This window comes from Neobacillus niacini (assembly GCF_031456445.1).
Classification (GTDB): Bacteria; Bacillota; Bacilli; order Bacillales; family Cytobacillaceae; genus Neobacillus; species Neobacillus niacini_I.
On the sequence record NZ_JAVDUQ010000032.1, the window covers coordinates 54,014 to 66,931 of the forward strand.

Below are 12,918 nucleotides of genomic sequence, written 5' to 3' on the forward strand. Positions count from 1 at the left end.
AATGAACCCTTGATTCGGACACGATTGCCCCTGGCTTCACCAAAGCTGTCCGAATGAACCCCTGATTCAGACACGATTGCCCCTGGCTTCACCAAAGCTGTCCGAATGAACCCCTGATTCAGACACGATTGCCATTGGCTACATCGAAGCTGTCCGAAAAGCCTCTAAATGGAACACTTTTTATTCCTTGAGCAACAAAGTTTACGAAAAGAGCCAATAAAAAAGAGCCTCTGGGAAGGACTCAAAAATGTAATTTTTTATATGATTTAATTCCCCAAAATAATTATTCAGCTATTGTTCAATTAAAAATTCTCTTAATAACTGTTCTTTTTGTTTATTTATTTTTACAATCTCTAGTTCTTCGAAAAGAACTAGAGTTTCTAGTTTCCCATCCCGTACCCATACACCATTTGTATCTTCCTTTAGCACTTCGAATTCTTTTCCTAACATATTGGGAGTGATACCTCCATTTTCATTAGGTAAGGATTGGTTAATTTTAATAATCATTCCGTACACTCCTTTTTTTAAGATATCTTTATCTTAATCAAAAGAAGGATAAAAATCTTAATATCAACGCAAAGTTAATAGTACTTTTACTCAACATTTACAATTCCAGGAAATTTCACCCCCCCCTTTTTGGGGGGAAGTTGTACACAAAAAGCTATCCATCTTTAAATGCTTTGAATTTTTTCACTAAACGGTGGAAATAAGGGGAGATTTCTTTAAACAAAGGTTCAAATTGTTTCGACGTAGCCACAATCAGATCGGCGGTTTCCATCAGCTGCATCAAATCAATTTGGTTAAGAAGACTTTCGATCTGATTTTGATTGGTGTGCGGGAACGTGGGAGGCCTTTTTTCTCGAAAACCAATCAACCAATCATCCTTTCGATTAAAGGATGCCTGCTCACTGTGCTCTGGAATTTGTTGTGTGGCGCTCTCATTCCATTTGTAAGTGCCTCTTTGGTGATGGTTTCCAAACATGAATCTTGAAAATCGGTCGATTTCTCCACTTGGTTCATGTTTTAATTCATTATCGTTCTCCATCCATGACCCTCTTCTTCCTATCTTATTCTTATAGATAAACTATGATTGGATTTGTTGCAAGGTGTGGACAATCTATACTTAATTAATATGACGGAGGAACAGCGGGGTTCACACGGACGGTTCTCTTAGTCTACTTTTATTCACTTCTTGGACTCCAAAAGCCGACAGAGCCATCCCCATGGTCCTCTGCCGGACCGGATGAAGGGGCAAACGTAGTAAAGAAGTAAGGGGCTGACTCCAATATTTACTTTATCCTTCTAAAACGGAATGTTTTTGTTTATAATGGAAATATAATAAAAAAAGAGAAGTGCGCTAACACTTCTCCTTGCAACCTCTACCGTCAGGGTGGTGGTGGTTGTTGATGTTGATTATTTTTGAGAACCACCCTTTTGCTTGCGGCGCGGGGTGGTTTTCCTGTATTCTAGAACGTTTTTCCGAAAGAAATAAGCGCCTATTTCACGCATTATCCCTTTTAGAACTTCTCGCAGAATTTCAAGAAATGTTTCCATGTTGATCACCTCCTTTCCTAAAGAAGGAAAAGAAGTTTAACAACCCGTCCACCCTCACTATATTCAGTTGCAATTCCTTTCTTACATTTTCTTTTAATACAATAACCTATCAATCTCTCGCTTCGCGCCTTCCGCTGCAAATGTTTGAAATGGCTTTTTCATTTTCATTCTTCTTTCTTTATCGTAAAATCAGGAACGATCCAATAAATAAGCAATCCGGCAATGGTAGCGTAGGCGATACCATTATGCGCATATCCAACTCCGATGATGAAGATGATCGCGACAATAACCAAATTTTTCATATTAGCCAGGCTCACTTTTTCCTCAATGAGGTGACGAATCCCCATTGCGGCGATCATCCCAAACAACAAGATACATATGCCGCCCATCACGGCAACTGGAATGGATTGGATAACAGCTCCCACTTTACCGAACAAGCCAAGAAGAATCGCAAGAACAGCAGCGCCCTGAATGATCCTGCTGGAAAACTGGCGTGTGATGGCTAGAACCCCGAGGTTTTCAGCGTAAGTGGTTTGTGCAGGTCCGCCGATGAAACCGGAGACTAATGTTGCAATGCCATTCCCCCATAGGATCCTCGAAAATCCTGGATTCTTTGTCACATCTTTTCCGATAATCTCATTTAGCACAAACATATGTCCAAGGTCTTCGATGATGGTCACCAGAGCAATCGGCGCCATTCCAAGAATGACAACCCAGGTGAATTCCGGCATGACGAAATGCGGAAGCGCAAAATTCGGTGCAGTGGCGATAGTTTGAAAATCAACAAACCCTCGCACCGCGGCATAAGCATACCCGACGGCAAGACCGATGATAAGCGGCAAGAGACGGATTACCTTTGTGCCTGCGAGCGTTGCGATGACTGCTGCAAGAAGGCTGACGATCGCGACATCCCAATGGGCCGAAGCCATATTGGTCACAGCCGTGGTTGCCAGCGAAAGACCGATAATACTTACAACCGGTCCGACGACAACTGCAGGAATTACCTTGCGGACTTTTTCAAAGCCGACAATGGAAATGATCAATGATACAATGGCATAAACAATGGACACGCTGATAAGACCTGCGACGGCTTGACCCGGTGAATGCAGCTTCCCCACATACAACGCAAGCGGAGCAATAAAGGCAAAGGATGAACCTAGATACGTAGGAACCTTTCCTCGTGTAATAAGATGGAAAATCAAGGTTCCTAAACCACTGGCAATAAGGGCACTTCCTGGATCAAGACCGGTGAGGGCTGGCACCAAAACGGTTGCACCAAACATCGCAAACAAATGTTGTAATGATAACGGTATTGCGCTTAAAAATTTTTTCAATCCGTTTCCCCCCTTTATTCGTTCTTTAATGATATATTTCCTTAAATTACTTTTAGAATAAGTATTCAAAATATTGTTTACCCCCAAAAAATATCCTCTTTTTGCATGAAAAAGGGACCACAAATGGTCCCTTCTTTCACTAACGCAGCATCCTTCTACTTTTATGTGATTATAAAAATTTTCAAGACTATATGCCCCATACTATCTTATATGTACAGTTGTCATTCCCATCACCATACTTTTTAGTGATTTAAATATTTTTACTAATTTTCCTTTATATTTGAATCAATTTAATTACAGAGCGGATTCCATTCATTAAAAATCTAGTTAAGCGGTTAAGGAATGATATGATTTTTCGTCTTGACTGCGGCTTTTTGGTATCTGATTCAGTTCCTTCAGAAGGTGCATATTCAAGAATCATTACCATCATCAGCGAATCGAATGTCTTGAAGGAGCGCAAGAAACACTTCTTCATCAAGCTATCACAGAAGGATTTATTATGGATGATACGGCTGCCATCGATGCTACACACTTTGAAGCGAAAGACCAAGCTCCTCCGAAGGAGGAAAAACCTATAACGGAACCCAAGAAACGTGGTCGCAAATCAAAGGAAGAGCGGGAACAATGGTTAGTTGAAAAAGCAGAACTTGAAGCGAGTCTGCCTCTATTTGAAAAGAAAATAGAAGATCAGTTAGAGGTTCCTTTAGACGAACTTCGCGCTCAGATTCCCCAAGACCCCCAATGGGGAGTAAAGAAGAACAGCGAAGGAAAAAACGTTTTTTTGTATGGCTATAAGGCACATCTAGCCGTAGGAACGAGTAGCCAATACATTTTGCAATCTCTTTTTTCTTCCGGTAACTTGAATGACGGTAAGGCGGCTATCCCTTTATTAAAAGGCATTCATGAACGTCTATCACTACCTTCTCTCCGCTATGAAACAATGGATGCGGGGTATGATTACGACCTATTTATAACCAGATTCACCAAATGGGGCATCAAGCTGTCACTGCTTATAATAAACGCAATGAGCCTGAACCGATTGGTTTTGATAAACATTTCGCACCTACATGTGACCGTGAACATTCATATCGCTATGATAGTTATGACACGCAATATGAAACATTAAAATACACACGACCAAAGGAATGTAAAGATTGTCCTTTGGCAAATGATGGTCTCTGTCAAAAGGTGTATAAAGTGAAAATCACCACGGATCTTAGAAAATATACAGCACCCGCTCGAGGATCAAAAGCTTGGAAAACCATATTTAAACGCCGTACCGCCGTGGAGCGTGTAAATGCTTATCTCAAACAATTCTTTCAACTTAACAATGTTCGTTATCGGACTGGAAAACGTGCAAAAGTTCATTTTGACCTAGTGACCTTAGTTTATAATGCCTCAAAATTAGCTACAGATCGTATTAATGCTATGTTAAATCAACATCAGGCTGCTTAGAAATAAAGGCTCTTTTCTATAAGATTGTTATTTTTATAAATAGGTTTTGTGACGGATAACTATTGATAAAAAAGTTGATTGGAGCGGAAGGTGCGAGACTCCTCGAAAATGCTATCGCATTTTCTTCGTGCGTGGGAGAATTCGAGGAAGCTATTCAATGTCCTGCGGGAGCAGCGGGACAGGTGAGACCCCACAGGCGCAGAGCGCCGAGGAGGCTCACCGCCCGCCCCGCGGAAAGCGAGCATCCTGGAGCGGAAATCAACCTCTTCTCTCTTTTTGTTTAATAGCAACAAAGTTTACGAAAACAGCCGAAATAAAATTGATTCATACACCAGTTTTTTAAAATTTCACTTAATTTTTATTGTCCTTCGCTATTAGGAGAATGCCAGGAGAACCGTCCCCATGGTCACCCCCATGGTCACCCATGGTCAGGGGCGGTTCTTATGGTTCAAAAAAACCGGGAGAACCCTCCCGGTCTCAGCTTAACCGTTATAAACACTATCACATGTACCAGGTTTGGGCTCATAAAAACAATGTTGTTTAAATTGACCCGATTGAATTAGGCTTATGATCTTCCATAAACGCGCCCTATAGATTAATAACCTGATTTACTGATCATATTCTCAATTCTTCATATTTAACTACATAGATATAGTTTTTGTTGCAACTGTTTGTTGAAATGCCTGATCATGCTCAACAATAACCATTGTGGGATTAAATCTTTGAATAAGCTCTTCAATCTGCATGCGCGAATAAATATCAATAAAATTTAACGGTTCATCCCAAATATATAAATGAGCTTTTTCACATAAACTTTTTGCTATAAGCAGCTTTTTCTTTTGTCCACCAGAATAATGAGATATATCTTTCTCAAATTGAATTCGGTCAAAATCCAACTTACGTAGAATGGATTTAAATAACGTTTCATCAATCTCATGCTCTACAATAAAGTCCGATAACAGTCCCTTTAAATGAGAAGTATCTTGTTGGACATAGGAAATAATGAGGCCAGAACCTAAATTAATTGTACCTGTATGCTGTATGGGATTTCCTAGAATTAGTTTTAGAATACTACTTTTTCCGCTTCCATTCTTTCCATCAAGTACAACTCGGTCACCGTGTTCAACTATAAAGCTAATTGGCTTATTCACTACTTGGTCATCGTACTTAACAGACACATCAGACAAAACAATCAATTCATTTGACTGAAATTCCAATGGTTCTAATTTTAATGACTCGGTTTTTTCCACATTTTTTAGCAGTTTTGACTTTTCCTCAATAGCTTTTTGTTGCCTTGATTCAAGGTTCTTTGCTCTCTTCATCATCTTTGCCGCTTTATGTCCTACAAAACCCTTGTCCAACTTAGAACCCGAATTCGTTGTCCCATTTTTGGAAGCTTCCACTTGATTAGACCAACCTGCTGACCGCTTTGAAGACTGTTTTAATCTCCCTATGTCTTTTTGTAGACGCTGATTTGTTGCCTCTTCGTGTTCCTGCTGTCTATCAAAATTTAACTTCCAAGAAGAAAAGTTACCACTTTGAACTTCAATATTTGCTCTATTTATAGATAAGATATGGTCAACGCATCCATCTAAAAAAATTCTGTCATGTGAAATTAAAATAAACCCTTTTTTCCTCCTTAGATAATCAGAGACCATCTTTCGTGCATCAGTATCTAGATGATTGGTTGGCTCATCAATTAATAGAAATTGACCCTCATTCAAAAATAGTGCAGCAAGCAACACCTTTGTTTGTTCTCCATTTGATAGTGTTTTAAATGGTCGGTACATGACCTCTGCATCAACATTTAGATAGGATATTTCACGAAGAAGTTCCCAATCTTCTGCTTGGGGGCAAATTTCTTCAAGGATTTCATGAGTATACTTGTTTTTATCCGAAACTGGATAAGGAAAATAATTAAATTCTACCGAAGAAATGATTTTCCCACTATACTCATAATTCCCTAATAATAAATTAAAAAACGTTGTTTTACCTCGTCCATTTCTACCGATAAATCCAAGTTTCCAATCCGTATCTATTTGAAAGTTTACACCTTCAAAAATATTGTCAAAGCTACCTGGATAAGAAAAGGTTAAGTCTTGAACTTGTATCATTGACATGATAATTCCTCCTTTGTATATCAACACTTTTTTACTTTTTATACAAAGTCGGCACATCCATCTATTCTAAATTTCTCCGTATAAGTTTGATGGATATTAACGACTTATACGGAGTATTACATGCGTAACAATAGTGTCTGAATTGCTCATTTCTCTCTCCTTTATTTATTAGATTAATGTTACAGATTAAAAAAATATCAATTTTACCTATGAGAGAATAAAAAATCCTCCCAATTTGTAATCGGAAGGATTAGTCTTTATTTTAAATAAGTTCTTTTTTGCCATTGGAATCATGACAAATTAAGTGTTAACTGATTTATAAAAATGGATAGACTAACCCAATATTTTCTAGTTTGAAGTTATTCATTTCAAATAAAAATATAAGTTAGTTAATCATTGTCCATCCATCAGTCCTTTGATTATTGTATTTTTATACTAACAATTTTTTATATGGATTACAATATCAGCATCATCATCCCCAAAAATTACTGCTTGCTGCTCCTTTCACCCGCAGCCATCACCGTTCCGTCAGATTTAAGCCCAACAGTATGACGACGACCCGTCGCTATGGTATCCTTAGGCCACCGTTTCACCTTTATCACCGCTTCTTTCGGTGAAATGTAAGCAACGTATAGTCGTGTGATAAAGGAACCATATTTAACTGTCCTTTTAGTTTATTCCATTATCTGGCCCTTTTCATGAATAAAGATGCTTTTCTTATTTCAGAAAAGCGACCGATTCGGAATAAGAATAACATGTTTCTTTGTCTACCTATTTTACATAAAGCTTCTTATCGGCAAAAAAAGGGGTTGGGTACCTTTTTGTTACCATAACACAAATTCTAGTCACCATAACATCCGAAAGCGGAAGTAAATACATATGGTTTATTTAACGTTAGTGCTATGAAATGATTATTTTATCTCAACTTAACGAAATGATTTCTTCTACTCAACAAATGAGCAAGTATATAAATTACAACATAAATAGGAAATGAATATATGATCTTCCAATGTACAAGAACATAAACTCCTAGCCATTTATGGATTGGTTCAGCTACAAATGCATTAAAGGCTCCAAAGCCAATTCCTTTTATCCAAGGAGATATATAAGGTTTATATTGCAATAAAAACATAACTTCAAAACAAAGTACTGTTTCCCATGGAAAAAATGGTGGCACAGTAGGCAAAAACTTATAAGGATAGTACCATAAACCATAGCTATTTCCGACAAGATCAAGCCACGAAGCAATTAGCATTACAAAAAAACCTGCATACCAAAGACGATCTGTGCTTTCTTTTTTTCTACATATAAACCATAAAATAATCGGGACAATAAACAAACATAAACTATACCACCATTCCCACGAAAAAAGCACATCCTCCTTCCAAATTTTATAATATTCTTTATTATCTTTCACAATACTTTCAACAATATTTTTTATATCATGTAAAACTTCATCTTTTCTGTGCATTTATCATTCTTCCCTAAATTTAATATTCTTTTGTTTATCAAATATGCTCCCCATATATCTTTTTACTAATGTTAGCATTTTCGATCTAACAGATACTTATAACTATTGAATTATCAAATATTAATTAGAGAAAGGATTATATATATCCTATACACGTCCAGTTAACATAATCGCTCATTTTAAGAAGTAAGCAAAAACGCCAAACCCATATACTAAGGGTTTGGCGTTGCTTCATTTTTTATCGATTATGCATGATTTTATACATCGTTGATTTATCAACGTTTTTGGCTTCTAAAGAAGCCTGGCGCTGCAAAAAAAAAGTGGGTTTTATGCAACTTCTTATTCAAGATAATGGCCCGATTGTTGAAGACTGCTCTTATGGAAATTATTTAACCTTGTATAACATCTAAAACATTTTTGAATAATTCAAATGTATGAAGTGGCAAAACAGTCTGTCATTCAGTGGTAAAAACTGTACATTTCATTGGCAGTAATCACAATAAACTCGCCACTGCTCGCTGATAATTCCATTCACTGCTCTTTCCTGCCTTTATTGGATGGATGAAGCACCTTTTCTTTTAACTTATTTATTTTTCTTAATCTTAAAGCTTCCGTAAGAGCCTCATCCGATATGAATTTCTCCCCCTTTAAGCGGTAATCGTCCTGGCCAAGCGAATAATTTTCATTTGGACACGATTACTTAGTCCAGCCTTGATGGAGATACTATGCAGTAATTGCCGCTGTCTGTCAGTTAAAGGAGATTCACCAATTAGTTGTTCAAATCGGACACTTCCATTACAAATTTCTTCACCGCATCGTTGATACTGTCTCTCTAGCGGCGATGACCCGTTGTTTCACTTCTTCCGACGATTCAGTCCCTTTAAAATAAGTTCTTCTAGCCTAAAAAAGCCGTGAGAACCGTCACCATGGTCTTTCAAGTAATTCCGTAAAGTGTGCATACTTTGTAAATCAGTCTTAAGGATGAGAAAATATTGCTTCCTAAGTCGTTTTTTTAACTGAAAAGGTTACGGTACAATGTTGATAGCAGTAAAATCCTTAACAATTTTTCTGCATACTTCATAGAATTATAGTGGTTTTTCTTGTGGTATTTAAGCTTGATACTATAATATTGGTATTGCTTACAAGAAAGGTGGGTTCTTTTTTCGTAAGATTTTTTGAATCTTTTATCATGATTATCCGTAAATTGTGTATGGATGTACGTATAATCCAATATCTTATAACAGGAGAGTAATAGATGAAAAAATTATTGATTGCTTTTGTGTTACTGTTTTCCTTTATGGCGCCGGGCATGACGGAGGCTAAGATGTTCAGCGGCGGACATAGTACCATTAGCCATAGTTCCTCTTTTGGCAGTCATTCGTCGACGATAAGATCAGGCAGCGCCTATCACTCTGGATATAAATCGCCTTCGAGCAGTGTCTCAAAGTCATCATCTTATTATAATACATCAAAATCGAAAGGAAGCAGCTTTTGGAGCCACGCTGCCGCATTTGGAGCAGGGACGTTATTAGGAAGCATGTTTCATCCGTTCGGCTACCATAACTATGGTCAATCCTATGGGTTTTCCTTTATTGGATTGCTCGTGGATATTCTGATCATTGCGATTATTATTCGTGTGATTAAAGGAATTTTCTTCAGAAGACGTTATTAGGAAGCAGGGAATGACCATGGAATTGTTATTTAATGAACAAGATCTTGTTGACAGTGTCTGTGTATTTATTGCTGCCAAGGAGTACACCAATCCGGAAAGTGTTGAAGCCGACTTAATATTCAATCCATCATTTGGATTTTCAGCAACGGCCAACTTACGCGGAAGGATTAGAAATCTTAGCGAGCAGGATTTGATTGATGCGGTGACGGTATATTTACGGGACCATCATAACTTCAACCCCGACCGGTTGCTTGTCGATTTGCATTTTACGGAAAATGAGGGGATTATGGCTTCGATTCAGGTGAGGTAGATGCCGACGCCAATTCGGGCCGTTTAGGTTCCACAGGGACGGTTCTCTTGGTCTATTTTATTCATTTCTTGGACCCGAAAAGCCGAAAGAACCGTCCCCATGGTCTCTAGAAAAAAAGAGGCCACCCATTTTTTGGATAGTCCCCTTTCCACTAATTATAAAATTTCTAGTAAAACTCTTTATCATTACATTGGTCACTTCAGAATGTTACCATCTTTACTTCAAAGAAGGTACCTCCAAAATGAATCGACTTTCAATCTTTGAAAACTATGAGAATACTACAATTTTACGTGCGATAGATTCTGTTAAACGAGATGCTACTTTTGGAACAGCCCATTTAATAATTGGTGTTAACACCGCACCCGATAATCCACCTGCATGGACGTTCACCGTACAAGTCATTGTTGTTTTACCATTAACATCATCTGCAGTAAAGTGACCGCTTCCTGTAAAATTATCTGTTAAACCTTTTAGTTCAAACTTAATATTTGAAGGCTCATTCCATTCGGTAATATCTACCTGCGCTTGTATTGTTTTTTTAATACTTTTCACACTACCTTCAAATGTCCAAATAGATTGCTTGTCATTTATGATTTCATGTTCTTTATAGGCTGGTACTGACGTTGCCCATTTTTCAAGGTCACTGACATAATCCCAAACTGCTTGTACATCTACTGGAATTTCTACTGTATGTGTTCCCGTTGCCATTATGATCCCCACTTCCACTGCGTATGAATTGTAAATTTACATTTCTACAAAATAATTATTACATAAAAAGCATAAACTTACATCACTAATTATATAAAGCTTTCCTTTTCCAATCCTCTATAATCTAGCCTGTTTGCGGAAGACTGATCTAATTTAAAAATCAATCAAATTAATATAACAACTATAACATTATTGGTCTTTCCTGGGACGGTTCTCATGGTCCAAAAAAGCCGACAAAACCCGCCCCGGGTGATAAGAAGCTGATGTTCAAAGTCGCTTGCACTTCACACCTTCTGATTTGGGAAAAATCGGCTCATATTTTGCACACCTATTCCAAGCAGTGGCTCAAGGAAGGCGAAGTCGAGGGCCACCGAACAGGAAGCTGGTATCGAAATAAAGATGGCCGTATCACTCAAGCAGTGGCAACTCATGCTTGATGGGCGTGGGAGAGCATAAAAGGAGTTTTCATCAAGTTAGAAATGGAACTACTCCTAAACATAAAAAACGTTATTTTTTCTATAAATCAATAGAAAGGATACAAGTAAGTAAAGAAGAGGAAAATAACGTTTTGAGTGCTTATTAATGCTTATACAGGAACAAACGTTCTGTGTGTAGATAAAAAGAAAAAGACCATTTTCGGTCTTTAGTTTTCTTACATTTTAAAAAAAGAAGATTATAGTTATTAAAATTTGAATGCCATTTTCCATCACCAGGAATTAACAATGAAAGTAATGTACATATTCAATCGTTTTTTACATTTACGCGCCTTAGAGGATTCGAACCTCTGACCGTACGCTTAGAAGGCGTATGCTCTATCCAGCTGAGCTATAGGCCCATTATAAACTTTCTAACACTATCAAGATTCAAGATGGAGCGGGTGATGGGAATCGAACCCACAACAACAGCTTGGAAGGCTGTGGTTTTACCACTAAACTACACCCGCAAATCATATTTTATTTTTACCAATACCGGTGGTCGGGGTCGAACCATTCTAACCAACTGAACTACCGGACCATATATTGCGGAGGCAGGATTTGAACCTGCGACCTTCGGGTTATGAGCCCGACGAGCTACCAGACTGCTCCACCCCGCGATAATAAAAAATATTAAGTTTGAATCATGCTCCAAGCTTAACGACCGCCCCGATTTTAGAAAGCTGATTCAAGATGCGGCTCAATCGGTGCGCTGTGGATAATTCGAAGAAGCTGATTCGAACGTGCTCCACCCTGCGATAATTATAAATTTTATAGCGGCGGAGGGGATCGAACCGCTGACCTTACGGGTATGAACCGTACGCTCTAGCCAGCTGAGCTACACCGCCATTTTCAATAAAAATGAATGGAGCCTAGCGGGATCGAACCGCTGACCTCCTGCGTGCAAAGCAGGCGCTCTCCCAGCTGAGCTAAGGCCCCATGTTGTTAATGTAAACTCTGAATGGTCGGGAAGACAGGATTCGAACCTGCGACCCCTTGGTCCCAAACCAAGTGCTCTACCAAGCTGAGCTACTTCCCGTTCAAATGGCGCGCCCGAAAGGAGTCGAACCCATAACCTTCTGATCCGTAGTCAGACGCTCTATCCAATTGAGCTACGGGCGCATTGTTTTAAAAAAAAGATGGTGCCGGCTAGAGGACTTGAACCCCCAACCTACTGATTACAAGTCAGTTGCTCTACCAATTGAGCTAAACCGGCACAACTTAAATGCATTAATGGTGGAGGATGACGGGATCGAACCGCCGACCCTCTGCTTGTAAGGCAGATGCTCTCCCAGCTGAGCTAATCCTCCATTTGGTGACCCGTACGGGATTCGAACCCGTGTTACCGCCGTGAAAGGGCGGTGTCTTAACCGCTTGACCAACGGGCCAACTATAAATTTAGGCAAAATAAAAACCCCTATAGGGGCTTAGCCCGGCAACGTCCTACTCTCACAGGGGCAAGGCCCCAACTACCATCGGCGCTGAGAAGCTTAACTTCCGTGTTCGGTATGGGAACGGGTGTGACCTTCTCGCCATTATTACCAGACTATTTATCAGACACCATTTTATTATAATGTCTTTTTTTGATTTTTCAAGAGGAAAATTTATTTTTTCATTCCCTCAAAACTAGATAATGCAGAAGAAGTTTCGGTAAAAACGAGTTCGCTTAATATGACTTGGTTAAGTCCTCGATCGATTAGTATCAGTCAGCTCCACATGTCACCATGCTTCCACCTCTGACCTATCAACCTGATCATCTTTCAGGGATCTTACTAGCTTGACGCTATGGGAAATCTCATCTTGAGGGGGGCTTCATGCTTA

Annotated in this window: 9 protein-coding genes, 10 tRNA genes, 2 rRNA genes and 3 pseudogenes; 3 read left to right on the forward strand and 21 right to left on the reverse strand. The window is 38.9% G+C overall.

Features of this window, described 5'->3' with window-relative positions:
* Positions 1-291: 291 nt before the first annotated feature.
* From J2Y67_RS21425 to J2Y67_RS21440, 4 genes are all read right to left on the reverse strand, one after another.
* On the reverse strand, positions 292-507 hold the full coding sequence (locus tag J2Y67_RS21425; protein ID WP_310177352.1) for a hypothetical protein: 216 nt from the start codon (positions 505-507) through the stop codon (positions 292-294).
* A 154-nt stretch (positions 508-661) separates the two neighbouring features.
* A complete protein-coding gene (locus tag J2Y67_RS21430) occupies positions 662-1,045 on the reverse strand; it encodes a hypothetical protein (protein WP_310177353.1) in 384 nt (127 codons plus the stop codon).
* Between the two features lie 368 nt (positions 1,046-1,413).
* Positions 1,414-1,554: a hypothetical protein gene (locus tag J2Y67_RS21435; RefSeq protein WP_310177355.1), complete on the reverse strand. Its 141-nt coding sequence runs from the start codon at positions 1,552-1,554 to the stop codon at positions 1,414-1,416.
* A gap of 164 nt (positions 1,555-1,718) precedes the next feature.
* Positions 1,719-2,957 (reverse strand): uracil-xanthine permease family protein, encoded by a 1,239-nt coding sequence (locus J2Y67_RS21440; protein WP_310177358.1) that lies wholly within the window; start codon positions 2,955-2,957, stop codon positions 1,719-1,721.
* 224 nt (positions 2,958-3,181) lie between these two features.
* On the opposite strand from J2Y67_RS21440, the pseudogene J2Y67_RS21445 reads away from it, so the two are divergent.
* A pseudogene (locus J2Y67_RS21445) lies at positions 3,182-4,343 on the forward strand (transposase); the annotation flags it as partial.
* Between the two features lie 641 nt (positions 4,344-4,984).
* On the opposite strand, the gene J2Y67_RS21450 reads toward J2Y67_RS21445, so the two are convergent.
* From J2Y67_RS21450 to J2Y67_RS28080, 4 genes and pseudogenes are all read right to left on the reverse strand, one after another.
* Positions 4,985-6,463 (reverse strand): Lsa family ABC-F type ribosomal protection protein, encoded by a 1,479-nt coding sequence (locus J2Y67_RS21450; protein WP_310177360.1) that lies wholly within the window; start codon positions 6,461-6,463, stop codon positions 4,985-4,987.
* A 506-nt stretch (positions 6,464-6,969) separates the two neighbouring features.
* Positions 6,970-7,107 (reverse strand): annotated as a pseudogene (locus tag J2Y67_RS21455) (RCC1-like domain-containing protein); the annotation flags it as partial.
* Between the two features lie 272 nt (positions 7,108-7,379).
* A complete protein-coding gene (locus J2Y67_RS21460) occupies positions 7,380-7,934 on the reverse strand; it encodes a CBO0543 family protein (protein ID WP_310177362.1) in 555 nt (184 codons plus the stop codon).
* 647 nt (positions 7,935-8,581) lie between these two features.
* Positions 8,582-8,755: pseudogene (locus J2Y67_RS28080) on the reverse strand (magnesium chelatase subunit ChlI family protein); the annotation flags it as partial.
* 434 nt (positions 8,756-9,189) lie between these two features.
* Between J2Y67_RS28080 and J2Y67_RS21465 the strand changes: the two are divergent.
* Positions 9,190-9,606, forward strand: coding sequence for a hypothetical protein (locus tag J2Y67_RS21465; protein WP_310177364.1), 417 nt, complete (start codon positions 9,190-9,192; stop codon positions 9,604-9,606).
* A 10-nt stretch (positions 9,607-9,616) separates the two neighbouring features.
* Positions 9,617-9,916, forward strand: coding sequence for a DUF2653 family protein (locus tag J2Y67_RS21470; protein WP_310177365.1), 300 nt, complete (start codon positions 9,617-9,619; stop codon positions 9,914-9,916).
* Positions 9,917-10,183: 267 nt separating this feature from the next.
* Here the strand turns inward: J2Y67_RS21470 and J2Y67_RS21475 are convergent, their stop codons facing one another.
* The 13 genes from J2Y67_RS21475 to J2Y67_RS21535 all read right to left on the reverse strand — a co-directional run.
* Positions 10,184-10,624: a CoxG family protein gene (locus J2Y67_RS21475; protein WP_310177366.1), complete on the reverse strand. Its 441-nt coding sequence runs from the start codon at positions 10,622-10,624 to the stop codon at positions 10,184-10,186.
* Positions 10,625-11,385: 761 nt separating this feature from the next.
* Positions 11,386-11,459, reverse strand: a tRNA-Arg gene (locus J2Y67_RS21480).
* Positions 11,460-11,493: 34 nt separating this feature from the next.
* Positions 11,494-11,567: transfer RNA gene (locus J2Y67_RS21485), tRNA-Gly, on the reverse strand.
* Positions 11,568-11,643: 76 nt separating this feature from the next.
* A tRNA-Met gene (locus J2Y67_RS21490) sits at positions 11,644-11,717 on the reverse strand.
* Between the two features lie 154 nt (positions 11,718-11,871).
* Positions 11,872-11,945: transfer RNA gene (locus J2Y67_RS21495), tRNA-Met, on the reverse strand.
* An 18-nt stretch (positions 11,946-11,963) separates the two neighbouring features.
* Positions 11,964-12,036, reverse strand: a tRNA-Ala gene (locus J2Y67_RS21500).
* 23 nt (positions 12,037-12,059) lie between these two features.
* Positions 12,060-12,136: transfer RNA gene (locus tag J2Y67_RS21505), tRNA-Pro, on the reverse strand.
* A 6-nt stretch (positions 12,137-12,142) separates the two neighbouring features.
* Positions 12,143-12,219, reverse strand: a tRNA-Arg gene (locus J2Y67_RS21510).
* Positions 12,220-12,237: 18 nt separating this feature from the next.
* Positions 12,238-12,313: transfer RNA gene (locus J2Y67_RS21515), tRNA-Thr, on the reverse strand.
* An 18-nt stretch (positions 12,314-12,331) separates the two neighbouring features.
* Positions 12,332-12,407, reverse strand: a tRNA-Val gene (locus J2Y67_RS21520).
* 3 nt (positions 12,408-12,410) lie between these two features.
* Positions 12,411-12,485 (reverse strand) — tRNA-Glu (locus tag J2Y67_RS21525).
* 42 nt (positions 12,486-12,527) lie between these two features.
* Positions 12,528-12,643: ribosomal RNA gene (rrf, locus tag J2Y67_RS21530) — 5S ribosomal RNA — on the reverse strand.
* Positions 12,644-12,773: 130 nt separating this feature from the next.
* Positions 12,774-12,918, reverse strand: a 23S ribosomal RNA gene (locus J2Y67_RS21535); the annotation flags it as partial.